Below are 26,293 nucleotides of genomic sequence, written 5' to 3'. Positions count from 1 at the left end.
TTATGAAAAAATTAGTACTCTTATTTCTTCTTGGAATAATCTATTCTACAAAAACACAAGCACAAGACACTTGCTCAACCGCACTACCCATAACTGCTGGCACATATGCGGTTGGCGTTATAAACGGTACGCAAATACCTACTCCGGTTTGTGCTGTAAACGGTGATATTCCAGTTGCAAATATTCCAGCTGGAGAGTGGTATAGTTATACTCCCACTCAAAATTATACTGTTACAATATCATCAGATATTGCAGCTAATACACCTAGAAAAGACACTCGTTTTCATGTCTATACAGGAACATGTAGCACATTAACTTGTTACAATGGGGATGATGATTCTGGTGCCAATTATTCTTCTATAGCAACATTTAGTGTAACTGCCGGAACAACCTATTACATTGCATGGGATAATCGATGGTTATCAACTACTACAAACACTGGTTTCTCATTTGAATTAACCGAAAGTACAATTATCATTCCTCCAACACCTATAACCTATACAACTCAAACTATTTCTACAATTAATAGTTCGTATAATATATGTGTGGTTGATATGAATGGTGATAACAAAGATGATATTGTAGGTGTTAATGCAACAAACATGAGAGTGCATTTTCAAGGGAATACACCTGGTACATTTACCTATACCGACTTTCCTTTTACATTTACTGCACCTACAACAGCAGTTTTATTACCTAACTGGAGTATGGCTGCAGGAGATTACAATAAAGATGGATTTAATGATTTAGTTTTAGGCAATGGAAGTGGTGCCTCAATTATTACTTCTAATAATACAGGAACTAGCTATTCTGCTAGCGTACCTGGGCAATATATTTTCTCACAAAGAACTAATTTTACAGATTTAAATAATGATGGTAATTTAGACATTTTTGTTTGTCATGATATTGCACCAAGTTGTTATTATTTAAATAATGGATCAGGAGGGTTAACTTTTTATCAATCTACCGTTACACTAAGCTCAATGAGTGTAGCAACAACAACTGGTAACTATGCTACCTTATTTACAGATTTTGATAACGATGGTGATCCTGATGTTTTTGTTTCAAAATGTTCAGGTCCACCTTGCGAACTATATCGAAACGATGGCAATGGCACCTATACAAATATTTCGGCAATAGCAGGAATAAACATTACCCCTATTCAAACTTGGTCTTCTGCGATTGCAGATTTTGATAATGATGCTGACATGGATATCATCATCACAGCAAGTGCAGGAACGCATAAATTTTTCAAAAACAATTTGGATACTACAAATAATTCTGAAGAAGCCTATACAAACATTACCACAGGCTCTGGTTGGGACACAAATACAGCTACAAACATTGACAATATTGCTTATGATTTTGACAATGACGGTAAAGTTGACGTGCTTGGAGGAGGTAATAAAATCATGTTTAATCAAGGAAACAATGTTTTTGCACCTGTACCCTTCAGTGGACTTACTGTGTGTGCAGTAGGAGACTTAAACAATGATGGTTTTTTAGACTTTCAAAGTGGTAATACATTAAAACTTGCTGTACCAAATGGCAACAATTGGATAAAAGTAACCCTACAAGGTATTCAAAGTAACCGAAACGGAATTGGCGCACGAGTAGAAATCATTGGAACATGGGGAAAACAAATAAGAGACATCAGAAGTGGTGAAGGATTTAAATACATGAGTTCATTAAATGCGCACTTCGGTATAGGAACGGCAACACAAATCAGTCAGGTTATTATTAAATGGCCATCGGGAGTAGTTGACATTATTAATAATCCAGCAATTAATCAAACATTAAATGTTGTAGAAGGTAGTTTTGCACTGCACACACCAAATTTTAGCACACAAGCTATAAAAATTTATCCCAACCCTGCGACAGACATTTTATATATTGATAATCAAGAAAACATTGAAATTTCTTCATTAAAAATATATGCCGTTAACGGAACTCTAGTTAAAACAATAGCTGCTAATGCAACAGAAATAAATGTAAAAGATCTAAGCGATGGCATCTATATGCTTACGATAGAAACAAGGGAAGGTACCAAACTAACCGAACGCTTTATCAAGAAAAATTAATATAAACAACTAAAAAGAGCTTCATAATGAAGCTCTTTTTTTATAGAGTAACCTTTTCTGTTAGATTAAGCCTTGAAATATCTAAGATTGTCTTAGAATTGGTAGCGTTCTTATAAAACATAGATACAAACTGAGCGCCATATACCACTTCATCAAAGGTATAGGAAGTCCGTTTTACTACCGTGCTACTAAACATATCATCAAATGCTTTAATAAACACAATAAATTCACCTGTCGCTTGTTGAAAATCTTCTTGTTGCAAGCCATAAAGCGGACTGTCCTCTGTAATAGGATGCACCAAAGTCCAACTCAACGTAAGTGCACTAATTTTTTCTATTTCTAAATTTAAATTGTAAAACTTATTAGCCACCACCCCATTTTCTTCTGTACTAATTCCTAGTGTAATCTTTGCTTCGGCATCTGTTAAATTCGCATTTTTATGAGGCACCATACGAATCATAAATGCCCTGCCTTCTTTGTAAGGTGCAATAATAGCATGAGTAGAAAACAACAAAAACGCTTTAGGCTTACTAAAACGACCATAAAACAATCCTGTTGCTATGGCAAAACTTAGCAATCCTAACAACGCTTCTACGGATGCTACAAAGCTAGTAGCAAAACCAGACGGACTAATGTGTCCATATCCTACAGTAGTAAATGTTTGAATACTAAAAAAAAATGCTTGTCCAAATTTTTCTATACGTGTGGTTGATGTAATACCTATCAAATGTTCTACACCAATAAGAGAATATATGGTTGCGAAAAATAAATTTACAATAAAATAAAACAACAAAATGATAAAAAAGAATTTCCATCTTGGAATTTTCAACATCGTGTGGTACCAACTGATACTGTCAAAAAAACCAATTCCTATTTTTTGGACATTAGGGTTACCATTTTTATTCAAAAAACGACCACCATAGTTATTAGCATTACTACCAAAACCTGTATTATCTTCCGCTTTCGCTTTCTTATTTATTCTTTTAAATAGTGCCATAAAAAAAGTCTCATTAATGAGACTTTACAAATTTACTATTTATTCCTATTAAAATTATTCAATAGCAATTTTTCTCCAAATTTTTTGTGACTGAGAAGTTATTTCTACTAAATAAACCCCTTTTTCCATATCTGACAAATTTAGTTGAAACTCTGATTCATTCGTAGTTGATTTAAGAACTCTAACTAATTTTCCTGTGATGGAATATACCGCAACTTCATCAATAACTTGACTAGATGTTATTTTAAAATTACCATTTGATGGATTAGGATATACTGAAGTAGTACGCTCTAAAACAAAACCATCATTTGACAACACAGAATTTAACGTTAAAGAACCTCTAGCCGATGTATTACCTGCATGTTGAGCTATACTAGTTGAAGTACCTTTTGCAAAAATAATAGGAATACTTACTGCTGTATTCGTAAATGTGTAATCTCCTATAGAAGCTAATGGTCGTGTAGCAACAACTGTTCTTGTTGAACCAGAAACTACATCTGAAGAAACGGTCCAACTTTGACTTGCATCTGCAGAAGGCGCTGATTGACCACCAGAAGGCGTATAATCTCTGTTGCTGGTAGAGTTCCAAATAAACATATCGGTAACGGCAGACATTGATGTACCACCAAAACCTACGGCTAAAAAGGAAGTACTCGACCCTGTTAATGTCAACGTTACATTCGTTGCATCCGTATCAATTTTAAGCGTCATTCCTGTACTTCCTAAAGTAGTTACTCCTGTAGAAGTAGTTTGGGCATTTGCATTAAACATAAAAAATGCCCCTAATAAAATAAGTAATTTTCTTTTCATAATTTGTGTAAGTATTTGATTATTTAAGTAGATTAATAATTTTCTCATTTGATGTTTGAACTGCTAACATAAAAGCTGTTTGCCCTTCTTTGTTTTGTATATTTTTGTTTGCATTGCGTTTAAGCAACTCATTCACAAAATCTTCATTTCCAACAGTAACCGCAAACATTAATGGCGTATTTCCTTGTTTATCTTGCAAATTTATATCAGCATTTGAATGGAGAATTAACCTAAACATTTCCTCATCTACTTTAAATATAGCAGCCATCAATATAGTACCACTTTCAGAAACAAAATTTACATCAGCACCTAATTCAATTAGTTTTTCTGCTACTTTATAATTCCCTCTATACACTGCAAGTAATAATGGCGTATAACCTTTTTCATTCACTAATTGAACACAAAAACTGTCTTTCTTAACTTCTATTAGCAACTCTTCCACAGAACCCGTTCGAGCTATCTCAAAAATTCGGTTTTGTGCAGAAGACTGAAAAAAAGTAACTATTAGTAGTAAAACAATTGCTTTCATAGTTGCTCCTTAAATTATATTGTAAAAATAATATGATTTACTTTTTTTACCTTTTTATTAGAAAAAAAGTTTATTTGCTTCTATTCAAATAATAAGAATACGTATTAAAACTACATCTTTTTAGTCGCTTATATAGCTTAACACTACCAAAAAAACTAAAAATAGAACGTTTTTTTTAAATCATTTCGTACAAAATTAATTCTAATTTTAGAATTTTACAAGTATTAGTTATAAAATAAACCCTTTAGAAACAATTTATAACTTTTTACATACTAAATACTTAAGAAAAAACATCTATGACAAATATACATTTTTAGATAAGAAACAAGGCGCACTTAAAGTAAATAAAACAATTATGTGAATTATATAATTAAAAACAGATTGGATTTAAGAAAAATTTTATATTTTTAAAAAATAAATTTTAAACATATGAAAAACTTAAAAACAATAGCTCTAGCTATTACTCTTTTTGCCTCACTAGGATCGTTTGCGCAAAAAACTAAAAAAACTGCTGAAGCAAAAGCAATAACAAAAGGAACGGTATCGTATGAAATGGAGTTGCCTGACAACGAAGAAGCTGCCGCAATGGGAAACAGCATTATAAAAGTTTGTTTTGATGGAACCAATCAAGCTACAGAAATTGTTATGATGGGTGGAATGATGAATATAAAAACAATTGCACCTGTTAACAGTCCAAAAGACACAAGAATGCTAATGAATATGATGGGGAAAAAATTTGAACTAATAAATTTACCAGAAGAACAATTAACAAATACACCCGGGGCTAATTTAAGCAATTTAGAAAATGCCATTTCTATTACTTATGATAAAAAAGATGTGAAAGAAATAGCGGGTTACAAATGTCATAAAGCCGAAATTAAAATGGAAGATGGAAGTACTAACGTTTTCTATGTAACAGAATTAATTGCTCAAGCTCAAAACGCTTCGCCTAACTCAAAAGTAAAATTAGAAGGTTTTCCAATGGAGATGACAATAACAACACCACAAGGCAAAACCATTGTTAAAGCAACAGAATTTAAAACAGAAGTGGCTACTGATGCTTTCCAAGTGCCAAATGACTATAAAAAAGTTACACAAGAACAACTACAAGAAGAAATGGGCGGTATGTAATACCACTTTCTTAAAAATACTAAAGCACCGATTTCTCGGTGCTTTTTTTTGCACTTTTTTTGAAAAAATCCGACCTGTCGAACTGAAAAACTCAACCTGTTGAGTTGAAAAACTCGACCTGACAAACTGAAAAAAAGCACCAACAAAATTTAAAAAGGAAAAACAACGAAATTAATCTGAAATTCAAACTAAGAACACTCAAAAAAACGACTAATTTTTGACGAAAAAGCATAAAAAATAGTGTTAGATACCCGTTTTTGAGCTAAAAATTCTTTGAAAGCCTTAAATAATTGGCGCAAATCGTACCTAAGTGTAAGGTAAAGACACCTTGTATTAAAATAATTTTTTACATTTCAAAAGACCATATTGTAAGGCTCGCTATTTTTTTTTAGGTTTGAGCATAGAACAAAATTAATCCCTATGGCACTAAGCCGGAACGAAATTAAAGACAGAGCAGTTAAATTTTCCAAATAATGTAAAGGATTCGCGCGGGAGCGAGGAGTATATTCAAGAATTATTAGGGCATAATAGCAGTAAAACTACTGAAATTTATACTCATGTAAGCACAAAAAGTATTCAACAAATAAAAGTCCATTTGATGAATTGTAGGAATAAAAAATAGTATATTTGAATATACGCTACAAAGTAGCGCATATATACAAGTTGTATGCAAGTTTAAAAAACTGAACTTAAAATGAAACTAAAATATTTAATCTTACTTTTCTCCTCTATTTGTTTTTCTCAAAATAAATCAATTGGAATTTACAAAGATGCTTTTGGAAATAAATTAGAACTTCTTGAGAATAATAATTTTAAACACACTTGGCGATTTGACTTAGCTGCAAGTTGGACAATTGGAAAGTGGAAAATATCAAATGACACTTTAAAACTAGAAATTGTAAAAGTTTTTGATACATTAACTGTTATAGATAAGAAAACTAATTTCATAAAAGATAGTTTGGTATTAGCAAGTGATGAAAATCCTAAAAGAATTACTGAAACCCAAAATGCGATAAAGTCACTTTTATCTGGTGGACAAAATAGAAGTTTACCTAATCTTCTCTTTCTAATTAAAAATAATAAACTGATAATTATTAAAGAAAATGGAAAGCTAGAAACTGAAAAAATAACTTGTTTTTGGGATACTAGAAAAAAAGCTAAAACATGGTATATTAAGCAAGATGAATAAAAAACCTGCATACAACAGGCGTTTGGCAAGATTCCTTCGGCAGTCGCTTCGCTCGTGTGCGAATTTTGTATTAAATACACGTTTATTTCTCGCAAGAAATTTTATCTTTGATAGACCCGAGGCTTTACGCCGAACGGATAAAATAAAATAATCGGTTCCGAAGTTCGCAACCTCGCCAAGCGCCTGAACGTTAAACAAAAAAAGCTATTTATGGCTACTCGCCATTTTTAAAGTATAAACAAAATCCCAATCAAATGATTGGGATTTTTAGTATTACTTCGTTAAGTACATTTTTCGTCGTGAGTACAAGTCATAGAATTGATCGTCTTTTAAATCATCTATAAACAAGATGCTTTCTCCTGTAGATTTCATTTCTGGGCCTAAGGCTTTGTTTACATTAGGAAACTTACTAAAGGAGAACACCGGTTGCTTAATGGCATAGCCTTTTAACTGCGGGTTATACACAAAATCAGTTACTTTATTGTGTCCTAGCATTACTTTAGTAGCATAATTTACATACGGTTCGCCATAGGCTTTAGCTATAAACGGCACGGTACGCGAGGCTCTTGGGTTGGCCTCAATGATGTACACAACATCATCTTTTATCGCAAATTGAATATTGATTAAGCCTACGGTTTGCAAAGCTCTCGCAATTTTTTCCGTATGGTCTTTAATTTGTTGCATCACAAATTCGCCCAAGTTAAACGGCGGCAATGTTGCATTACTATCTCCAGAATGCACCCCACAAGGCTCAATATGCTCCATGATTCCTATAATGTAAACATTGCCATCGGCATCGCAAATGGCATCAGCTTCAGCTTCAATAGCACCATCTAAATAATGGTCTAGCAACAATTTATTTCCAGGAATTGATTTTAACAAGTCAATAACGTGTTCTTCTAATTCTTGTTTGTTAATGACAATCTTCATGCCTTGTCCGCCCAACACATACGAAGGACGCACTAACAATGGGAAGTCTAAACTATCCGCTAAGGTACTCGCCTCTTCTGCGCTTTCAGCAATTCCAAACTTAGGAAACGGAATGTTTAATTGCGTTAACAAATCTGAAAAACGGCCTCTATCTTCGGCTAAATCCAACGCATCAAACGAAGTTCCTAGTATTTTAATGCCATATTTAGCTAATTTCTCGGCTAGTTTTAACGCAGTTTGACCACCTAACTGTACAATAACGCCTTCTGGTTTCTCGTGTTGAATAATGTCGTAAATATGTTCCCAAAAAACAGGTTCAAAATACAATTTATCTGCCGTATCAAAATCGGTAGAAACCGTTTCTGGATTACAGTTAATCATGATGGTTTCATAGCCACATTCTTTTGCGGCTAAAACCCCATGCACACACGAATAGTCAAACTCAATTCCTTGTCCAATTCTATTTGGTCCAGAACCTAAAACGACTACTTTTTTCTTATCGGTAACAATACTTTCATTGTGCACGTATTTGGTTCCGTCTGCTTTTTCGATTTCGGCTTCAAACGTGGAATAAAAATAAGGCGTTACCGCTTTAAACTCAGCCGCACACGTATCCACTAATTTATAGACACGCTTAATGTTTTGCTCTTCACGTAATTTATATACCTGACTTTCTAAACACCCCATCATGTGTGCAATTTGTCGGTCACCGTATCCTTTTTGTTTCGCTTCTAAAAGCAATTCCCTTGGAAGTGTATCTACTTTATAATTTGAAATTTCGCGCTCTAAATGAAACAACTCTTCATATTGTTTCAAGAACCACATGTCAATTTTAGTAATCTCATGAATGCGACTCAATGGAATTCCCATAGCAATGGCATCGTAAATGACAAATACTCTATCCCAACTCGCAAAAGTTAATTTATCGATAATTTGTTCGTAGTTTTTATAGCCTTTACCATCGGCTCCTAACCCATTGCGTTTAATTTCTAACGATTGTGTGGCTTTATGAAGCGCTTCTTGGAACGAACGACCAATCCCCATTACTTCCCCTACCGATTTCATTTGAAGCCCTAACGTACGGTCTGAACCCTCAAATTTATCAAAATTCCAACGAGGTATTTTTACAATTACATAATCCAATGTGGGTTCAAACAATGCTGAAGTCGATTTTGTAATTTGATTTTGTAATTCATCTAAGTTGTATCCTAGCGCTAATTTCGTAGCAATCTTAGCAATTGGGTAACCCGTTGCTTTTGAAGCTAAAGCCGAAGAACGCGACACACGAGGATTGATTTCGATGGCTACAATGTCTTCTTTATCATCTGGTGAAACCGCAAACTGCACATTACAACCCCCAGCAAAATTTCCGATAGAGCGCATCATTAAAATGGCCATATCACGCATTTTTTGGAACGTCGTATCGGATAAAGTCATAGCTGGCGCCACCGTAATAGAATCACCTGTATGGATTCCCATTGGATCCATATTTTCAATGGTACAAATAATAACTACATTATCGTTTTTATCGCGTAACAATTCTAACTCATATTCTTTCCAACCCATTAATGCCTTGTCAATCAAGACTTCATGTATAGGAGAAGCTTCTAATCCATAAGTTAATGCACCATCAAAATCTTCTTTTTTATACACGATTGCAGCACCTGTTCCTCCCAATGTAAAGGAAGGACGAATAACTAATGGAAAACCAAATTCTTGTTCAATTTCTTTACCTTGCAGGAATGAATTGGCCGTTTTTGCAGGCGCTTGAGGAATACCAATTTTATTTAATAATACTTTAAATTTTTCTCGGTCTTCAGTAATATTAATAGCGTTGATATCTACACCTATTAAACGAACACCAAAGTCTTTCCAAATCCCTTTTTCTTCGGCTTCAATGGCTAAATTAAGTGCGGTTTGTCCGCCCATTGTAGGCAAAACGGCATCAATCTGTGGATGTGCTTTTAGAATTTCAATGATTGATTTTGTAGTCAATGGCTTCAAGTAAACATGATCGGCCATAGAAGGGTCGGTCATGATAGTTGCTGGATTTGAATTGATTAAGATTACTTCAATTCCTTCCTCTCTTAATGAACGAGCCGATTGCGAACCCGCATAGTCAAATTCACACGCCTGTCCAATAACGATAGGCCCTGAACCAATAATTAAAACCGATTTGATAGAAGTGTCTTTTGGCATTGTATTGTTGTTTTGTTGTGGGTTGTAGTTCTATTGTGAATATAAAATTACTAATTTTCAAAAGTTTGCATTAAAACGAACTTTAAAACTTATCAAATTTTATAAACAGTTTAAAAAAAAGCCGTTACTAATAAAAGTAACGGCTGATATATTGTTTAAGCTAAACATTATTTTTTGTGTCTTGGTTCACAAGAAACAGTTAATTTATGTCTTCCTTTAGCTCTTCTACGAGCAAGCACTTTTCTTCCATTAGCAGAAGCCATTCTATCCATGAAACCGTGCTTATTTCTTCTTTTTCTTTTTGATGGTTGAAACGTTCTTTTACTCATTGCTAGTATTTTTTAAAATCTATAATAAAACATAAAGGAATTCATATCCTGAAAACCGAGTGCAAATATACAAAGACTTTTTTCATTTACAAGAACTTTTTTAAAAATATTTTTAATAGATTTTATTACCTTTGCAAGACTAATTTATTTATTATGTTTAATAAAAATATAAAATTATTCGTGGCAATTGCCATTATAGCATATGCTATTTATCAATTTGTAGATAACGAAATAGGTAATGGTATTTTTTTGCTTTTATTGAGTAGTATTTTCATATTATTCTACTTTAAAAACGAACTAATTATCTTAGCATTTTTGCAATTAAGAAAACAAAATTTTGAAGGAGCTAAGAAGTACCTTGACAAAATTAAAAATCCTGAAGGAGCTTTAGTTAGAAAACAACAAGGGTATTACAACTACCTAAACGGATTAATGGTATCACAAACCAATTTAAACGCTGCAGAAAAATACTTTAAAAAAGCGGTAGAATTAGGCTTAAGCATGGATCAAGATTTAGCCTTAGCAAAACTACAATTGGCAGGGATTGCCGCTTCAAGAAGAAAGAAAATAGAAGCTGAAAAACTATTGAAAGAAGCCACTAAATTGGACAAACACAACATGTTAAAAGACCAAATTGTAATGCTAAAACAACAATTAAAAAGAATTTAATTACCCTATTTTACATATAAATGCCTGTTTCAATTTATGGAGCAGGCATTTATATTTTTATACAAATATTCTCCCGCTGTTCGCACTACACGGTAGTTTGCTTCCATCGGGGCTATGATAGAAATTTTGCAATTCAATTCATATTTTTTATATATTTACAAATGGTTATAATCGTTTCTACATGAAACATGCGTATATATACAAGTTATAAGCCATTTTGAAACAACAATCGTATGAAGAAAATCGCTCAATTTATTTTTATATTTCTAGTAATTTCTTGCTCAAATAAAAAAAGTGATTCAAAAAAAGAATCATCTCACAAAGTTGCTGAGAAAGATTTATATTTTGCTATTAATATGGTTTTTGAAAACATGATGAGAACTGAAGTCATGGAAGGAAACCAATATCCATACTTAGCTGATAAATTATTAGAGCCGTCTTGTATTAATGAAAATCCAAGTATAAAAAAAAGAATCGATTCAATCTATTTTGGAGATTTTTCTTTTATCAATACTCAAGTGAACCAGTGGAAAAATTTTAAGCTACTTCAAGATTCCATTAAGTTTAAAAAATTAATATCTTCAGACTTGCTAAAAAATATGATTGATCAAAATGCAAAAGATATCAAATCAAGTTTTATAATTAATTACCAAAAGAAATTTGGGGAAAAATATTTCTATAGAATAAGTGTTCCAATCTTTTCAAGAGACAAAAAAATGTTTTTAGTAGATATAAATTACCTTAATGGCGGTGGATCTTACATTTATAAATGGAAAAAAAATAAATGGATTCATTATAAAATCTCAGACTGGTCTTCATAATAAAAACGGCTTATAACAGCGGTTTCAAGAAATGGCGAGGCACGGGATTTATTAGAAATTGGAAAGGTTTTTAATTAAAAGTTTTGGTTATATTTGTAAAGGCTTGGTCTTGGTTCATCGCCACTTCTTGAAGCCGCGAAACGTTAACGGTAAACCTTTCAGAACTACACCAAAAAAATAAATGACAACAAAACATACGATCCAAAAAGAATTTACTTCACTGAATTTCATCAAAACTTTGAATGAGAAATTTTGTAATTTATATATCGTTGAAGATTTCGATATTGATCCATTTACAGAATGGTCAACAGAATTTTCTGCCGAGTATTGGTATTTAAAATATCATTTACTACAAGATGGAGAAGTGGAATTCGATGCAACAGAAGATGGCTTTGTAAATTTATATAAAGAAGAAAATCTAAATATAAATTGGTTGACGTTAACTGACAAAGAAAACTTTAATTTGAAATGTGTTGATGGAAATTGGAAAGTGGAAATTTTAAATGCTAAGTTTAATCGTTTAAACGAGATATTAAATTTATAAAGACCTACCGTTGTTATCGGTAACTGTTGCAGAACTACCATTTTTTTAAATTAAATTCCAAAAAACATAAAACTCAATCTCTTTTCTCTTTGATAAACTCAGAGACCTAAAGAGGTTTATTTTTTAGTTGTCGTTCAAAATATATAAAAATTTAAATACCACTTTTTTGTTGCTTCTACAAAACAAAAAAGCCTGTCTAGTTTATAGACAGGCTTTCTAAAAAAAGGCGGCGACCTACTCTCCCACAGTGATGCAGTACCATTGGCGCAATCGGGCTTAACTTCTCTGTTCGGAATGGGAAGAGGTGAGCCCCGACGCAATAACCACCTTAAATTTTAAGTGATAAGCACTTAGTGATTCGTAATTAGCTTTTGGCTAATCACTACTTGTTACTAGTTACTTTTCACTGTCTCGTTTGTAACGAGACTAATATCGTAACATACTGAGATAAAAACATTTAAAAAAAGAATTCGCTCCCGATATTGCTATCGGGAGACTTGTACAATAAGCTAACGGGTTATTAGTACTACTCGACTATGACATTACTGCCTTTACATCTATAGCCTATCAACGTGGTCATCTTCCACGACCCTTAAAAGAAATCTCATCTTGTGGTGGGTTTCGCGCTTATATGCTTTCAGCGCTTATCCCTTCCGAACGTAGCTACTCAGCGGTGCCCCTGGCGGGACAACTGATACACTAGAGGTTCGTCCAACTCGGTCCTCTCGTACTAGAGTCAGATCCACTCAAATTTCTAACGCCCACAGTAGATAGAGACCGAACTGTCTCACGACGTTCTGAACCCAGCTCGCGTGCCACTTTAATGGGCGAACAGCCCAACCCTTGGGACCTTCTCCAGCCCCAGGATGTGACGAGCCGACATCGAGGTGCCAAACCCCCCCGTCGATATGAGCTCTTGGGGGAGATCAGCCTGTTATCCCCGGCGTACCTTTTATCCTTTGAGCGATGGCCCTTCCATGCGGAACCACCGGATCACTATGCTCTACTTTCGTACCTGATCGACCTGTATGTCTCTCAGTCAAGCTCCCTTATGCCATTGCACTCTACGCACGGTTACCAAGCGTGCTGAGGGAACCTTTAGAAGCCTCCGTTACTCTTTTGGAGGCGACCACCCCAGTCAAACTACCCACCAAGCAATGTCCCCCACAACGCGGGGTTAGGCCTCAGACAAGCAAAGGGTGGTATTTCAACAATGACTCCACAACTCCTAGCGAAGCCGCTTCATAGTCTCCCACCTATCCTACACATCACGTGTCCAAGGTCAATACTAAGCTATAGTAAAGGTGCACAGGGTCTTTTCGTCCCACTGCGGGTAATCGGCATCTTCACCGATACTACAATTTCACCGAGCTCATGGCTGAGACAGTGTCCAGATCGTTACACCATTCGTGCAGGTCGGAACTTACCCGACAAGGAATTTCGCTACCTTAGGACCGTTATAGTTACGGCCGCCGTTTACTGGGGCTTCAATTCAATGCTTCTCCGAAGATAACATCTCCTCTTAACCTTCCAGCACCGGGCAGGTGTCAGGCCCTATACTTCATCTTACGATTTTGCAGAGCCCTGTGTTTTTGATAAACAGTCGCCTGGACCTCTTCACTGCGGCCCCGATTGCTCGGGGCGACCCTTCTCCCGAAGTTACGGGTCTATTTTGCCTAATTCCTTAGCCATGAATCTCTCGAGCACCTTAGGATTCTCTCCTCAACTACCTGTGTCGGTTTACGGTACGGGTACTGTTAATCTAAGTTTAGAGGTTTTTCTTGGAAGCCCTTAGGTACACTATCACTTTGGCCGAAGCCTCCGTGTACTATCGCATTTCACCAAACTCTACGGATTTGCCTATAGAGCCTATAGCTAGGTGCTTCAACGAACTATTCCGTCAGTTCGCGGTACTTTCATCACTCCGTCACCCCATCACAATTAACAGTAGTACGGGAATATTAACCCGTTGGCCATCGACTGTCCCTTTCGGGTTCGCCTTAGGACCCGACTAACCCGCAGCTGATTAGCATAGCTGCGGAAACCTTAGTTTTTCGGTGTGCGGGTTTCTCGCCCGCATTATCGTTACTTATGCCTACATTTGCTTTTCTAAACAGTCCAGCAACCCTCACAGATCACCTTCAACCCAGTTTAGAATGCTCCCCTACCACTTTGTATTGCTACAAAATCCATAGCTTCGGTAGTATGCTTATGCCCGATTATTATCCATGCTCGTCCGCTCGACTAGTGAGCTGTTACGCACTCTTTAAATGAATGGCTGCTTCCAAGCCAACATCCTAGCTGTCTGGGCAGACAAACCTCGTTTTTTCAACTTAGCATACATTTGGGGACCTTAGCTGATGGTCTGGGTTCTTTCCCTCTCGGACATGGACCTTAGCACCCATGCCCTCACTGCTGGTAAACATTATATAGCATTCGGAGTTTGTCAGGAATTGGTAGGCGGTGAAGCCCCCGCATCCAATCAGTAGCTCTACCTCTATATAACTTAAGCCAGCGCTGCACCTAAATGCATTTCGGGGAGTACGAGCTATTTCCGAGTTTGATTGGCCTTTCACCCCTACCCACAGGTCATCCGAAGACTTTTCAACGTCAACCGGTTCGGACCTCCACTATGTGTTACCACAGCTTCATCCTGCCCATGGGTAGATCACACGGTTTCGCGTCTACCATTACTGACTATAGCGCCCTATTCAGACTCGCTTTCGCTACGGATCCATGACTTAACCACTTATCCTTGCCAGCAACGGTAACTCGTAGGCTCATTATGCAAAAGGCACGCCGTCACCCCACAAAAGGGCTCCGACCGCTTGTAGGCGTATGGTTTCAGGATCTATTTCACTCCGTTATTCACGGTTCTTTTCACCTTTCCCTCACGGTACTGGTTCACTATCGGTCTCTCAGGAGTATTTAGCCTTAGCGGATGGTCCCGCCAGATTCAGACAGGGTTTCACGTGCCCCGCCCTACTCAGGATACCACTATTTATTACATCGATTACTTATACAGGACTATCACCCTCTATGGTTAACCTTTCCAGGTTATTCTAATTCTCTTTGCATAAAATGACGTGGTCCTACAACCCCAGAATTGCCGTAACAACTCTGGTTTGGGCTATTCCGCGTTCGCTCGCCACTACTTACGGAATCACTTTTGTTTTCTTCTCCTCCGCCTACTTAGATGTTTCAGTTCAGCGGGTTTACCCTCCTATCGGAGTACCATGTCTTCAACATGGTGGGTTGCCCCATTCGGAAATTTACGGATCAATTCGTGTGTGCCAATCCCCGTAACTTATCGCAGCTTATCACGTCCTTCTTCGCCTCTGAGAGCCTAGGCATCCCCCATACGCCCTTATTTTGCTTATTGCTTTCTTTTTATTTTGTATATACTGTCCTAAAAACAATATACTGTGTCTTTCTACTTTTTAAATGTATTGTATCTCAATATGTCAATGAACTTTTTTCTTAGTAATTAGTTACTAGTAATTAGTGATTAGCACAAGGCTAATTACTATTTACTCTTTACTATTCACCAGAATAGTGGAGAATATCGGAGTCGAACCGATGACCTCCTGCGTGCAAGGCAGGCGCTCTAGCCAGCTGAGCTAATCCCCCAATTTGAATTCAGAATTATGAATTCAGAATTACGAATTATGAATCCCAACTTCCAGAATTTCCTTTTATTTAAGAATAACAGCTTTTTTTTAATTGTGAATTGTAATTACCAATTATCAATTAAAAAAGTAGTCCCGGGCAGACTCGAACTGCCGACCCCTACATTATCAGTGTAGTACTCTAACCAGCTGAGCTACGAGACTCTGTATCTTAAACTTATTTCTTTGAATTAACAGCAAGAGTAAAACCCCTTCTTTTTACAACTTTAACCTAACATAAGATATCTTATGTCTCTAGAAAGGAGGTGTTCCAGCCGCACCTTCCGGTACGGCTACCTTGTTACGACTTAGCCCCAGTTACTAGTTTTACCCTAGGCAGCTCCTTACGGTCACCGACTTCAGGTACCCCCAGCTTCCATGGCTTGACGGGCGGTGTGTACAAGGCCCGGGAACGTATTCACCGGATCATGGCTGATATCCGATTACTAGCGATTCCAGCTTCATAGAGTCGAGTTGCAGACTCCAATCCGAACTGAGACCAGTTTTGAAGATTCGCTCCTTATCGCTAAGTGGCTGCTCTCTGTACTGGCCATTGTAGCACGTGTGTGGCCCAGGACGTAAGGGCCGTGATGATTTGACGTCATCCCCACCTTCCTCACGGTTTACACCGGCAGTCTCGTTAGAGTTCCCGACATGACTCGCTGGCAACTAACGACAGGGGTTGCGCTCGTTATAGGACTTAACCTGACACCTCACGGCACGAGCTGACGACAACCATGCAGCACCTTGAAAGACGTCCGAAGAAAATCTGGTTTCCCAAACTGTCGTCTCCCATTTAAGCCCTGGTAAGGTTCCTCGCGTATCATCGAATTAAACCACATGCTCCACCGCTTGTGCGGGCCCCCGTCAATTCCTTTGAGTTTCACACTTGCGTGCGTACTCCCCAGGTGGGATACTTATCACTTTCGCTTAGCCACTCAGATTACTCCGAACAGCTAGTATCCATCGTTTACGGCGTGGACTACCAGGGTATCTAATCCTGTTCGCTCCCCACGCTTTCGTCCATCAGCGTCAATAAATTGTTAGTAACCTGCCTTCGCAATTGGTATTCCATGTAATATCTAAGCATTTCACCGCTACACTACATATTCTAGTTACTTCACAATTATTCAAGTCTAACAGTATCAATGGCAGTTTGATCGTTGAGCGACCAGATTTCACCACTGACTTATTAAACCGCCTACGGACCCTTTAAACCCAATGATTCCGGATAACGCTCGCATCCTCCGTATTACCGCGGCTGCTGGCACGGAGTTAGCCGATGCTTATTCATACAGTACCGTCAAGCTCCCACACGTGGGAGGGTTTCTTCCTGTATAAAAGCAGTTTACAATCCATAGGACCGTCTTCCTGCACGCGGCATGGCTGGTTCAGGCTCTCGCCCATTGACCAATATTCCTCACTGCTGCCTCCCGTAGGAGTCTGGTCCGTGTCTCAGTACCAGTGTGGGGGATCTCCCTCTCAGGACCCCTACCCATCATAGCCTTGGTATGCCGTTACCATACCAACTAGCTAATGGGACGCATGCTCATCTTGTACCGTTGGAACTTTAATAATCAAGAGATGCCTCTCGAAGATACTATGAGGTATTAATCCAAATTTCTCTGGGCTATCCCTCTGTACAAGGTAGATTGCATACGCGTTACGCACCCGTGCGCCGGTCTTAAGTTAGCAAGCTAACTCTACCCCTCGACTTGCATGTGTTAGGCCTGCCGCTAGCGTTCATCCTGAGCCAGGATCAAACTCTTCATCGTAGTTTGTTATAAATGATATAAAACCATTTAAATATTATCGACGATATCTCTTTTTTTTGCTAGGTCTAATTCGTATACTCAAAAAAGTCTTACTCTCTCTTTTTGTATGCTGTCAATCCAATATGTCTATGAACTTTTTATTCTCTTTTATCTAACACTTCAAATACCATTCTCTGTGTTAGCGGGTGCAAAAGTAGCACTTATTTTATAACCTCCAAAACTTTTTGCGCTTTTTTTTGAAAAAAATTACAACTCGTTTCTAATCAATTTATTATAAGAACTAAACTTTATAACCATCCCGTTTCTAAAGGACGGCAAAGATAAACAATACTAAACATCTTTTCCTAATTACTAAACATCTTTTTTTTATGTTTTTTATAAATCAATAACTTACAACGAGTTACAAATACTAGGGGATGGGGAATGGGAGTTAGGTAATGGGTGATGGGAATTACGAATTATGAATTACGAATTACGAATTTGAAGATTTGAAAATAAGATAATTTGAAAATGAAGTACTATACATGTAGCTAATTAAGAATTACGAAGCCGAACTTGACTACTTACTCCATACTCCAAACTCCAAACTCCTAACTCCTTCTATAGCCCCGGATGAAACGGCAGCTTGGCATGTGTTAAAAAAATAGGAACACCGCGCTTGCAACGCGACCAAAGAAGCGCTTGCAAAAGCTAGTGTGACTTTTTTTAACAAAGGACAACTACAGTGAAACACGGGAATAGCTGGTTGAAAATTTTATACCTATATATATATTGTATTAAATATTGGTTTGTTCTATATTTGCACTTCAAAATTTATACTAATGATTAAAGTTACTTTACCCGATGGTTCGGTTAAGGAGTTTGCACAAGGTGTTACTCCTATGGATGTTGCTAAAAGTATTAGCGAAGGATTAGCTAGAAATGTAATTTCAGCATCATACAATGCTACAACAATTGAAACGACGACCGAATTAACCACAGATGGTAATCTTGTGTTATATACTTGGAATGATACGGAAGGCAAAAAAGCTTTCTGGCACTCTACATCGCACGTAATGGCGCAAGCCTTAGAAGAACTTTATCCTGGTATAAAATTAACCTTAGGACCAGCTATTGATAATGGGTTTTACTATGATGTTGATTTTGACGAACAACGAATTACAGATGCGGATTTTAAAAAAATTGAAGATCGCGTTTTAGAAATTTCGAGAGAGAAACATGAATTTAAAATGCGTCCGGTTTCAAAAGCCGAAGCGTTAGAAATTTATAAACACAATGAGTATAAAACCGAATTGATTTCAAACTTAGAAGACGGAACAATTACATTTTGTGATCATTCAAACTTCTTTGATTTATGTCGTGGCGGTCATATTCCAAACACAGGCATCATTAAAGCGATGAAAATTTTATCTGTGGCAGGGGCCTATTGGAGAGGCGATGAAAAGAACAAGCAACTTACTCGTGTATATGGTATTTCTTTTCCAAAGCAAAAAGATTTAACAGATTACCTAGAATTACTGGAAGAAGCAAAGAGAAGAGACCATAGAAAATTAGGTAAAGAATTAGAATTGTTTCATTTTTCGCAACGGGTAGGTCAAGGTTTACCTTTATGGTTACCAAAAGGAGCTGCTTTGCGTGATAGACTAGAACAATTTTTGAAAAAAGCACAGAAAAAAGCAGGTTACGAGCAAGTTGTAACACCACATATTGGTCAAAAAGAATTGTATGTTACTTCTGGACATTATGCAAAATATGGCGCTGATAGTTTTCAACCTATTCACACACCAGCCGAAGGCGAAGAATTTTTATTAAAACCAATGAATTGTCCACATCACTGTGAAATATACAATGCCAAACCTTGGTCTTATAAAGATTTACCAAAACGTTATGCTGAATTTGGAACTGTATATAGATATGAGCAATCTGGTGAATTACACGGACTTACTCGAGTAAGAGGTTTTACGCAAGATGATGCACATATTTTTTGTACACCTGATCAATTAGACGCTGAATTTAAAAATGTAATTGATTTAGTATTATATGTATTTGGATCTTTAGGTTTTGAAAATTTTACTGCACAAGTTTCTGTAAGAGATCTAAACAATCCAGATAAATATATAGGTAGTGTTGAAAACTGGGAAAAAGCAGAAAATGCGATTATCAGTGCAGCAAGAGACAAAGGCCTTAATTATGTTATAGAAGCGGGTGAGGCAGCTTTTTATGGTCCGAAACTTGATTTTATGGTAAAAGATGCCTTAGGAAGAAGTTGGCAACTTGGTACAATTCAAGTCGATTATAATTTACCCGAACGATTTGATCTTCATTACAAAGGTAGTGACAACGAATTACACAGACCTGTAATGATTCACAGAGCACCTTTTGGATCAATGGAACGTTTTATCGCTATTTTATTAGAACATACAGGTGGAAATTTCCCGATTTGGTTAATGCCAGAACAAGCAATTATATTATCTTTGAGTGAGAAATATGAAAATTATGCAAAAAAAGTTTTAGATTTGCTAGAAAATCACGAAATTCGCGCCCTAATTGATAACCGAAACGAAACAATCGGTAAAAAAATTAGAGAAGCAGAAGTTAAAAAACTTCCATTTATGTTGATTGTAGGGGAAGAAGAAGAAAAAAATGGCACAATTTCTGTTAGACGACATGGTGATGCTGGAAAATCTAATGAAACAATGACAATTGAGCAATTTGCTTCATTAGTAAATGATGAAATACAAAAAACATTAAAACAATTTTAAGTTTAATCCGCCTATTCATTTAGGTATAAAATTATAAAGCCATAGCAATAAGAAACAACAGAGGTTATCAACCTCGAGTAGAGAAAAAAGACTTGCACAGAATAAATACTAATATTCGTGTACAAGAAGTACGTCTAGTTGGTGACAACGTAGAGCCAGGAATTTACAAAATTTTAGACGCTATGAAATTAGCTGATGAATTTGAACTAGATTTAGTAGAAATTTCTCCTAACGCTGAACCACCAGTTTGTAAGATTATTGATTACGGAAAGTTTCTTTATGAACAAAAGAGACGTGACAAAGAACTAAAAGCAAAATCAACTCAAATTACAGTTAAAGAGATTCGTTTTGGTCCTCAAACTGATGAGCATGATTATGAATTTAAAAAGAAAAATGCCGTTAAATTTCTACAAGACGGAGCTAAATTAAAGGCTTTTGTATTCTTTAAAGGGCGTTCGATTATTTATAAAGAGCAAGGACAGATTTTATTATTGCGTTTAGCGCAAGATTTAGAGGAATTTGGTAAAGTTGAGGCCATGCCTGTGCTTGAAGGAAAACGTATGATTATGTACATTGCTCCTAAAAAGAAAAAATAAGAGGAAAATATAATGAGATTGCATCGCAAGCTCACAAAGACAGTAAGTAAGTTAAGTATAAATACCTAGGAAAAGATGCCTAAAATGAAAACGAAATCTAGTGCTAAGAAACGCTTTAAAGTGACTGGCTCTGGAAAAATCAAAAGAAAGCACGCTTTTAAGAGTCATATTTTGACAAAAAAATCTAAAAAGCGTAAATTAGCTTTAACTCATGCTGGTTTAGTTCATAAAACAGACGAGAGAAGCGTTAAAGAACAATTGTGTATTAAATAATACCTTTTGTTTTTTGGTTAAAACAAATTAATAACCCTGGAGTGGGCAGACTTCGCTAGGCTGAGCCTGACAAAAGAAGTCGAAAGTACTTACTAAAGTCGCCTTACTGCAAAAAACATTTAAAATTATGCCAAGATCAGTAAATCATGTTGCTTCAAGAGCAAGAAGAAAAAAAGTATTGAAGCTAGCCAAAGGATACTTTGGAAGACGTAAAAACGTTTGGACTGTAGCTAAAAACGCGGTAGAAAAAGCAATGCAATATGCTTACCGTGATAGAAAGCAAAAAAAGAGAAACTTCCGTGCATTATGGATTATGCGTATTAACGCAGGTGCTCGTTTACATGGAATGAGTTATTCTCAATTTATGGGGAAAGTAAAAGCTAATAATATCGAATTAAACCGTAAGGTTTTAGCTGATTTAGCAATGAACCACCCAGAAGCATTCGCTGCTATCGTTAATCAAGTGAAGTAATAAACGTTTAACCTTACTTAGCTTACTTACAAAATATTAATCCCGATTTTATCGGGATTTTTTTTTATACATTTATGGCATGAAAAAACTTAATTATTTACTAGACAAATTAAAAAATTATACTGGTGTACTCGAAAAAAGAAACAATTTAGTTTCTGAAAGTACTGTAGGCTGGCAAATCGCACATAGTTTAAAAACAATTGAACAAATTGTCTTAGCTATTACTAAATCAGAACCTAAAAAGTATAAATGGACTTTTAACGTTAATAGAATATTAATTTTAAGCATTTTTAAATCTATTCCTAGAGGAAAAGGAAAAGCCCCTAAAAATGTTATGCCAGATGCGCTCATTTCATCGGAAAGCATATTAACGTCATTTGAAAATGTAGAAAACCTATTAAAAAATTGGGAACAGTTACCGAAGCAAGCATACTTTCCACATCCTTATTTTGGAGATTTAAATAAAAAAAATACAGAAGATTTTTTATTTATTCATACCAACCACCACTTAAAAATAATCCAAGATATTTGTGGAGATTAAGTTTTTAATTTCTTCTTCTTCGCTGCAGGGAATAAGACATTGTTTAATATTAATCGATAGCCAGGAGAATTTGGATGCAGATCTAAAACTGTGGGTGCATCCCCTACCCTATGTTGGTAATCTTCGGGGTCATGCCCCCCATAATAGGTAAACATACCCTTTCCTTTTGTACCGTGAATATAACGAGCTTCGCCATTAATCTTACATTCACCCATCACTAATATATTTGATTTTATTTTTTGAGCATCAAAGGCGGTAGTTTGTCCCATAAAACCTTTTACAAGTTGTGTGTGATTTTGACATAACATGGTTGGTATAGGGTCCCATTTTGCAGAATATTCCATCAAAGTAAAATAATCATTTTCCATTGTCATAGCTCCCTTACCGTGTTCTAAAGTTGTATCAATATCTGAAAACTCATAAGTCATTGGATTGCGCTCTAAGATATAGTCTTTAAAGGCAAATGTTGCTGTATAATCAATTTTTAACTGGTAATTTGCCTCACTCGCATCTCCATCAAACATAGGTTCACATATATCAGTTCCTTCTGCTGACAAAGCAATGTCAAAACTATCTGTGGCGGAACACATAGCAAACATAAACCCGCCTCCTATAACATAATCTCTAATCTTTAAAGCAACTGCTCTTTTTTCGTCAGAAACTTTAGCATAACCCAATTTTTGAGCTAATAATTCGGCTTCCTTCTTTTGCTCTATATACCAAGGAGCATTTCTATATGCACCAAAAAATTTACCATATTGACCTGTAAAATCTTCATGATGCAAATGCAACCATTCATATAAAACTAATTGATCACTTAATACTTCTTCATCATATATTTCCGTGTACGGAATTTCTGCATAAGTTAACACCATTGTTACAGCATCATCCCAGGGTTGTTTACCTTTTGGCGTATATACTGCAATTTTTGGCGCTTTTTCTAACAAAACAGCCTCCATATTTTGTGAAGGACTATTTATTTCTTCTAATATACTTGACACATTAGCATCTGAGAGAATTTCAAAAGTAACGCCTCTAATTTGGCATTCTTTTCTTATTTCATCTGAGTCAGGGAGCAAAAACGAACCGCCTCTATAATTTAACAGCCAATTTACTTTATACGATTTTGCCAAAGCCCAATAGGTAATACCATAAGCCTTTAAATGATTTTGCTGGCCTTCAGCCTCCATAGGAAGCAAAATGGAAGAAGGCTTAGCAACGACACTAAACAATACGATTAAAAAGAAAATGAGTTTTCTTACCATACATTAGGTTTAGTTAATTGTATTAAAATGGCACATCACCTTGATCAAAGGAACTAGAATTCATGGCGCTTCCAAACGCTTCATTTGGAGAAGGTAAATTTGGTGTCGCAAATGGATTAGCTTGAGCATCCAAATTCATTTTAGATGGCATTTCATCAAAATTAGATGTAAATTCATCTAAGTTGTCAAATTTACCAAACTGCCCTAAGAATTTTAATCTAATGTTATCCAAACTACCATTTCTGTGTTTAGCTACAATAAATTCGGCTTGATTTGTAGTAGGTGAAGCTTCATCATCATCCCAAGTATCAATTTTATAATATTCTGGTCTATAGATAAATGAAACGATATCCGCATCTTGTTCAATGGCACCCGATTCACGTAAATCAGACAGCAATGGTCTTTTACTAGAACCACGAGTTTCTACAGCTCGAGACAGCTGTGAAAGGGCAATCACTGGAACCTCTAACTCCTTGGCTAAGGCTTTTAAATTTCTTGAAATAGTTGAAATTTCTTGTTCACGATTACCGCCTCCTTTACCGCTATTACCAGCAGACATAAGCTGTAAATAATCGATAACAATAAGTTTAATGCCATGCTGAGAAACCAAACGTCTTGCCTTAGCTCTTAAATCAAAAATTGACAAAGAAGGTGTATCGTCAATGTATAAAGGTGCTTTTTCTAAATCTTTAACTTTTACATTTAATTGTTCCCATTCATGTGGTTCTAAATTTCCTTTTCTTAATTTTTCTGAAGAAAGTCCTGTTTCACTGGAAATTAAACGTGTAATAAGCTGAACAGATGACATTTCTAGCGAAAAAAGAGCTACCGGTGCATTACCATCTATAGCAATATTACGAGCCATGGATAATACAAACGCGGTTTTACCCATACCCGGACGAGCTGCAATAATAATTAAATCTGAAGGTTGCCAACCAGAAGTTAATTCGTCTAATTTTTTAAAACCTGTTGGGATTCCAGATAGTCCTTCTTTATTTGAAATTTCTTCTATTCGATGTTTTGCCTGATTAACTAAACTCTGCGCCGTTTCATACCCTTTTTTAAGGTTTCCTTGTGTTATTTCATATAAATTAGATTCGGCTTTGTCTAATAAGTCGAATACATCCATGGTTTCATCATAACAATCTTCAATTAAACCACTAGAAATTCCGATTAAACTTCTTTGGATAAATTTTTGAAGAATAATTCTTGCGTGAAAATTAATGTGTGCGGAAGAAGCAATTTTTTGTGTTAACTGAATAAGATACAAATCGCCTCCTGCCAATTCTAATTTTCCATTTCTTTTTAATTGAGCAGAAACTGTTAATAAGTCAATTGGTTGTGGAGGAGAGTTATGAAACAATTGTACAATTGCTTCAAAAATATACTTATGAGCATCCTTATAAAAAGCTTCTGGATGCAGTATATCAATTACTTCATCTGTACCTTTTTTATCAATCATCATGGCTCCTAATACCGCTTCTTCTACATCTACAGCTTGTGGTGGTAGTTTGCCTTTTTCTAAATTGATTAATGTACTTTTATCTACTTTTATGGGGCTTATTTGTATTGATTTTTCCATAAAGCGAATATAGTCTTTTTTAAAATAGGGTTATCATTTACTTATCAAATTAACCTGTTGACAAGTTATTTTTGTTTGTTAATATGTTAAAAAAATCCGAAGTGATTAGCTTCGGATTTGATAGTTTAATTATAGAAAATTTAAATTTTATTTTTCTTTAAACTCTCCCATTTTGCTGTATTTATCCATACGTTGTGCTACTAATTCAGCCGTTGATAAATCTTTTAATTCGTTATAGGCTTTTGTAATGTATTGCTCCACCGTCTTAAAAGTAGTTTCTCTATCAAAATGAGCACCGCCAAGAGGTTCTGGAATAATGTCGTCGATTAGTTTATTCTTCTTCATGTCATAAGAAGTTAATTTAAGTGCTTCAGCAGCTTGTTCCTTAAATTCCCAACTTCTCCACAAGATAGACGAACAAGATTCTGGTGAAATTACAGAATACCATGTGTTTTCTAACATATATACTCTATCACCTACACCTATTCCTAACGCACCACCTGAAGCTCCTTCGCCTATAATTACAGTAATAATAGGTGTTTTTAAGCGAACCATTTCTAAAATATTTCTTGCAATTGCTTCTCCTTGTCCACGCTCTTCAGCTTCTAAACCTGGATAAGCCCCGGGAGTATCAATTAATGTTACTACTGGAATGCCAAATTTTTCAGCCATTTTCATTAAACGTAACGCTTTTCTATACCCTTCTGGATTAGCCATTCCAAAATTTCTGTATTGACGCATCTTGGTATTTATACCTTTTTGCTGACCAATAATCATATAGGATTGTCCATTAATCTTACCTAACCCCCCAATCATTGCTTTGTCATCTTTAAAACCTCTGTCTCCGAAAAGCTCTAAAAAAGTTCCGTTAGTTAGATTTGTAATATGCTCTAACGTATAAGGTCTACTTGGGTGACGAGACAATTGTACACGTTGCCAAGCCGTTAGATTTTTATAAATATTTCGTTTCGTTTCTTCTAATTTTTTTTCAATTTGTTTACATGTATCTGACACATCAACACTAGACTCTTGACCTATCACAACACATTTATCCAGCTGATCTTCAAGCTCTTTTATTGGTAATTCAAAATCTAAATATTCCATAAAAGTAATTTTGTTTAATTTGTTTG

Annotated in this window: 19 protein-coding genes, 2 tRNA genes and 3 rRNA genes; 11 read left to right on the top strand and 13 right to left on the bottom strand. The window is 35.9% G+C overall.

Annotated elements, in window-relative coordinates; genetic code table 11:
* The first annotated feature begins 2 nt into the window (after window positions 1-2).
* Window positions 3-2,081, top strand: a complete 2,079-nt coding sequence (locus tag RF683_RS03635) for an FG-GAP-like repeat-containing protein (protein ID WP_309532844.1) — start codon at window positions 3-5, stop codon at window positions 2,079-2,081.
* 40 nt (window positions 2,082-2,121) lie between these two features.
* Here the strand turns inward: RF683_RS03635 and RF683_RS03630 are convergent, their stop codons facing one another.
* Genes RF683_RS03630 through RF683_RS03620 form a run of 3 tightly spaced genes read right to left on the bottom strand, consistent with a single transcriptional unit; the run spans window position 2,122 to window position 4,417 of the window.
* Window positions 2,122-3,078 carry an ion channel gene (locus tag RF683_RS03630; RefSeq protein ID WP_309532843.1) on the bottom strand — a complete coding sequence of 319 codons (957 nt, stop codon included), beginning with the start codon at window positions 3,076-3,078 and terminating at the stop codon, window positions 2,122-2,124.
* A 54-nt stretch (window positions 3,079-3,132) separates the two neighbouring features.
* Window positions 3,133-3,888, bottom strand: coding sequence for a T9SS type A sorting domain-containing protein (locus RF683_RS03625; protein WP_309532842.1), 756 nt, complete (start codon window positions 3,886-3,888; stop codon window positions 3,133-3,135).
* 19 nt (window positions 3,889-3,907) lie between these two features.
* On the bottom strand, window positions 3,908-4,417 hold the full coding sequence (locus RF683_RS03620; RefSeq protein WP_309532841.1) for an ankyrin repeat domain-containing protein: 510 nt from the start codon (window positions 4,415-4,417) through the stop codon (window positions 3,908-3,910).
* A gap of 429 nt (window positions 4,418-4,846) precedes the next feature.
* Between RF683_RS03620 and RF683_RS03615 the strand changes: the two genes are divergently transcribed.
* Both RF683_RS03615 and RF683_RS03605 read left to right on the top strand, forming a co-directional pair.
* Window positions 4,847-5,548 (top strand): hypothetical protein, encoded by a 702-nt coding sequence (locus RF683_RS03615; RefSeq protein WP_309532840.1) that lies wholly within the window; start codon window positions 4,847-4,849, stop codon window positions 5,546-5,548.
* Between the two features lie 694 nt (window positions 5,549-6,242).
* Window positions 6,243-6,737, top strand: a complete 495-nt coding sequence (locus RF683_RS03605; RefSeq protein ID WP_309532839.1) for a hypothetical protein — start codon at window positions 6,243-6,245, stop codon at window positions 6,735-6,737.
* A gap of 273 nt (window positions 6,738-7,010) precedes the next feature.
* On the opposite strand, the gene carB is transcribed toward RF683_RS03605, so the two are convergent.
* Together carB and rpmH are read right to left on the bottom strand one after the other, a co-directional pair.
* Window positions 7,011-9,866, bottom strand: a complete 2,856-nt coding sequence (gene carB / locus RF683_RS03600; protein ID WP_309532838.1) for a carbamoyl-phosphate synthase large subunit — start codon at window positions 9,864-9,866, stop codon at window positions 7,011-7,013.
* 167 nt (window positions 9,867-10,033) lie between these two features.
* A complete protein-coding gene (gene rpmH / locus RF683_RS03595; RefSeq protein WP_007136275.1) occupies window positions 10,034-10,195 on the bottom strand; it encodes a 50S ribosomal protein L34 in 162 nt (53 codons plus the stop codon).
* 153 nt (window positions 10,196-10,348) lie between these two features.
* On the opposite strand from rpmH, the gene RF683_RS03590 reads away from it, so the two are divergent.
* From RF683_RS03590 to RF683_RS03580, 3 genes are all read left to right on the top strand, one after another.
* Entirely contained in the window at window positions 10,349-10,864 is a 516-nt protein-coding gene (locus RF683_RS03590; RefSeq protein ID WP_309532837.1) for a tetratricopeptide repeat protein, read from the top strand.
* Between the two features lie 233 nt (window positions 10,865-11,097).
* Entirely contained in the window at window positions 11,098-11,685 is a 588-nt protein-coding gene (locus RF683_RS03585; RefSeq protein ID WP_309532836.1) for a hypothetical protein, read from the top strand.
* A gap of 181 nt (window positions 11,686-11,866) precedes the next feature.
* A complete protein-coding gene (locus tag RF683_RS03580; RefSeq protein ID WP_309532835.1) occupies window positions 11,867-12,229 on the top strand; it encodes a hypothetical protein in 363 nt (120 codons plus the stop codon).
* A 221-nt stretch (window positions 12,230-12,450) separates the two neighbouring features.
* Here RF683_RS03580 and rrf read toward each other — a convergent pair.
* From rrf to RF683_RS03555, 5 genes are all read right to left on the bottom strand, one after another.
* Window positions 12,451-12,560: ribosomal RNA gene (gene rrf / locus RF683_RS03575) — 5S ribosomal RNA — on the bottom strand.
* A 169-nt stretch (window positions 12,561-12,729) separates the two neighbouring features.
* Window positions 12,730-15,611 (bottom strand): 23S ribosomal RNA (locus tag RF683_RS03570).
* A 174-nt stretch (window positions 15,612-15,785) separates the two neighbouring features.
* Window positions 15,786-15,859: transfer RNA gene (locus tag RF683_RS03565), tRNA-Ala, on the bottom strand.
* A gap of 129 nt (window positions 15,860-15,988) precedes the next feature.
* A tRNA-Ile gene (locus tag RF683_RS03560) sits at window positions 15,989-16,062 on the bottom strand.
* Between the two features lie 94 nt (window positions 16,063-16,156).
* Window positions 16,157-17,672 (bottom strand): 16S ribosomal RNA (locus RF683_RS03555).
* The 16S, 23S and 5S rRNA genes sit together here with 2 tRNA genes alongside, the layout of an rRNA operon.
* Window positions 17,673-18,493: 821 nt before the next feature.
* Here RF683_RS03555 and thrS point away from each other — a divergent pair.
* The 5 genes from thrS to RF683_RS03530 all read left to right on the top strand — a co-directional run bounded on the left by thrS (window position 18,494) and on the right by RF683_RS03530 (window position 22,316).
* Window positions 18,494-20,434: a threonine--tRNA ligase gene (thrS, locus tag RF683_RS03550; protein WP_309532834.1), complete on the top strand. Its 1,941-nt coding sequence runs from the start codon at window positions 18,494-18,496 to the stop codon at window positions 20,432-20,434.
* Window positions 20,435-20,526: 92 nt separating this feature from the next.
* Window positions 20,527-21,030 carry a translation initiation factor IF-3 gene (gene infC, locus RF683_RS03545; RefSeq protein WP_298657809.1) on the top strand — a complete coding sequence of 168 codons (504 nt, stop codon included), beginning with the start codon at window positions 20,527-20,529 and terminating at the stop codon, window positions 21,028-21,030.
* Window positions 21,031-21,105: 75 nt separating this feature from the next.
* A complete protein-coding gene (rpmI, locus tag RF683_RS03540) occupies window positions 21,106-21,303 on the top strand; it encodes a 50S ribosomal protein L35 (protein WP_298657813.1) in 198 nt (65 codons plus the stop codon).
* Between the two features lie 127 nt (window positions 21,304-21,430).
* Window positions 21,431-21,775 carry a 50S ribosomal protein L20 gene (rplT, locus tag RF683_RS03535; RefSeq protein ID WP_298657816.1) on the top strand — a complete coding sequence of 115 codons (345 nt, stop codon included), beginning with the start codon at window positions 21,431-21,433 and terminating at the stop codon, window positions 21,773-21,775.
* A 79-nt stretch (window positions 21,776-21,854) separates the two neighbouring features.
* Window positions 21,855-22,316 (top strand): DUF1569 domain-containing protein, encoded by a 462-nt coding sequence (locus RF683_RS03530; RefSeq protein ID WP_309532833.1) that lies wholly within the window; start codon window positions 21,855-21,857, stop codon window positions 22,314-22,316.
* Here the strand turns inward: RF683_RS03530 and RF683_RS03525 are convergent.
* From RF683_RS03525 to RF683_RS03515, 3 genes are all read right to left on the bottom strand, one after another.
* Entirely contained in the window at window positions 22,313-23,581 is a 1,269-nt protein-coding gene (locus tag RF683_RS03525) for an asparagine synthetase B (protein ID WP_309532832.1), read from the bottom strand. The two genes, RF683_RS03530 and RF683_RS03525, sit on opposite strands and share 4 nt — an antisense overlap.
* 22 nt (window positions 23,582-23,603) lie before the next feature.
* Complete coding sequence (gene dnaB / locus RF683_RS03520; RefSeq protein ID WP_298657825.1) at window positions 23,604-25,163, bottom strand: replicative DNA helicase; 1,560 nt, start codon at window positions 25,161-25,163, stop codon at window positions 23,604-23,606.
* 147 nt (window positions 25,164-25,310) lie between these two features.
* Window positions 25,311-26,267, bottom strand: a complete 957-nt coding sequence (locus RF683_RS03515; protein WP_309532831.1) for an acetyl-CoA carboxylase carboxyltransferase subunit alpha — start codon at window positions 26,265-26,267, stop codon at window positions 25,311-25,313.
* Window positions 26,268-26,293: the final 26 nt, after the last annotated feature.

This window comes from Flavobacterium sp. 20NA77.7, assembly GCF_031326205.1.
GTDB lineage: Bacteria > Bacteroidota > Bacteroidia > Flavobacteriales > Flavobacteriaceae > Flavobacterium > Flavobacterium nakdongensis.
The sequence above is the reverse complement of the archived record's forward strand: the minus strand, read 5'-3'. Positions and strand labels throughout refer to the sequence as shown.

What these genes read in the sequence shown, in the direction of transcription:
- rpmH (WP_007136275.1), bottom strand. Translation starts at nt 10,195, where the DNA reads ATGAGTAAAAGAACGTTTCAACCATCAAAAAGAAAAAGAAGAAATAAG.
- thrS (WP_309532834.1), top strand. Translation starts at nt 18,494, where the DNA reads ATGATTAAAGTTACTTTACCCGATGGTTCGGTTAAGGAGTTTGCACAA.
- RF683_RS03605 (WP_309532839.1), top strand. Translation starts at nt 6,243, where the DNA reads ATGAAACTAAAATATTTAATCTTACTTTTCTCCTCTATTTGTTTTTCT.
- RF683_RS03525 (WP_309532832.1), bottom strand. Translation starts at nt 23,581, where the DNA reads ATGGTAAGAAAACTCATTTTCTTTTTAATCGTATTGTTTAGTGTCGTT.
- rplT (WP_298657816.1), top strand. Translation starts at nt 21,431, where the DNA reads ATGCCAAGATCAGTAAATCATGTTGCTTCAAGAGCAAGAAGAAAAAAA.
- RF683_RS03635 (WP_309532844.1), top strand. Translation starts at nt 3, where the DNA reads ATGAAAAAATTAGTACTCTTATTTCTTCTTGGAATAATCTATTCTACA.
- RF683_RS03590 (WP_309532837.1), top strand. Translation starts at nt 10,349, where the DNA reads ATGTTTAATAAAAATATAAAATTATTCGTGGCAATTGCCATTATAGCA.
- RF683_RS03630 (WP_309532843.1), bottom strand. Translation starts at nt 3,078, where the DNA reads ATGGCACTATTTAAAAGAATAAATAAGAAAGCGAAAGCGGAAGATAAT.
- carB (WP_309532838.1), bottom strand. Translation starts at nt 9,866, where the DNA reads ATGCCAAAAGACACTTCTATCAAATCGGTTTTAATTATTGGTTCAGGG.
- RF683_RS03580 (WP_309532835.1), top strand. Translation starts at nt 11,867, where the DNA reads ATGACAACAAAACATACGATCCAAAAAGAATTTACTTCACTGAATTTC.
- RF683_RS03625 (WP_309532842.1), bottom strand. Translation starts at nt 3,888, where the DNA reads ATGAAAAGAAAATTACTTATTTTATTAGGGGCATTTTTTATGTTTAAT.
- dnaB (WP_298657825.1), bottom strand. Translation starts at nt 25,163, where the DNA reads ATGGAAAAATCAATACAAATAAGCCCCATAAAAGTAGATAAAAGTACA.
- RF683_RS03615 (WP_309532840.1), top strand. Translation starts at nt 4,847, where the DNA reads ATGAAAAACTTAAAAACAATAGCTCTAGCTATTACTCTTTTTGCCTCA.
- RF683_RS03620 (WP_309532841.1), bottom strand. Translation starts at nt 4,417, where the DNA reads ATGAAAGCAATTGTTTTACTACTAATAGTTACTTTTTTTCAGTCTTCT.
- RF683_RS03585 (WP_309532836.1), top strand. Translation starts at nt 11,098, where the DNA reads ATGAAGAAAATCGCTCAATTTATTTTTATATTTCTAGTAATTTCTTGC.
- RF683_RS03530 (WP_309532833.1), top strand. Translation starts at nt 21,855, where the DNA reads ATGAAAAAACTTAATTATTTACTAGACAAATTAAAAAATTATACTGGT.
- rpmI (WP_298657813.1), top strand. Translation starts at nt 21,106, where the DNA reads ATGCCTAAAATGAAAACGAAATCTAGTGCTAAGAAACGCTTTAAAGTG.
- RF683_RS03515 (WP_309532831.1), bottom strand. Translation starts at nt 26,267, where the DNA reads ATGGAATATTTAGATTTTGAATTACCAATAAAAGAGCTTGAAGATCAG.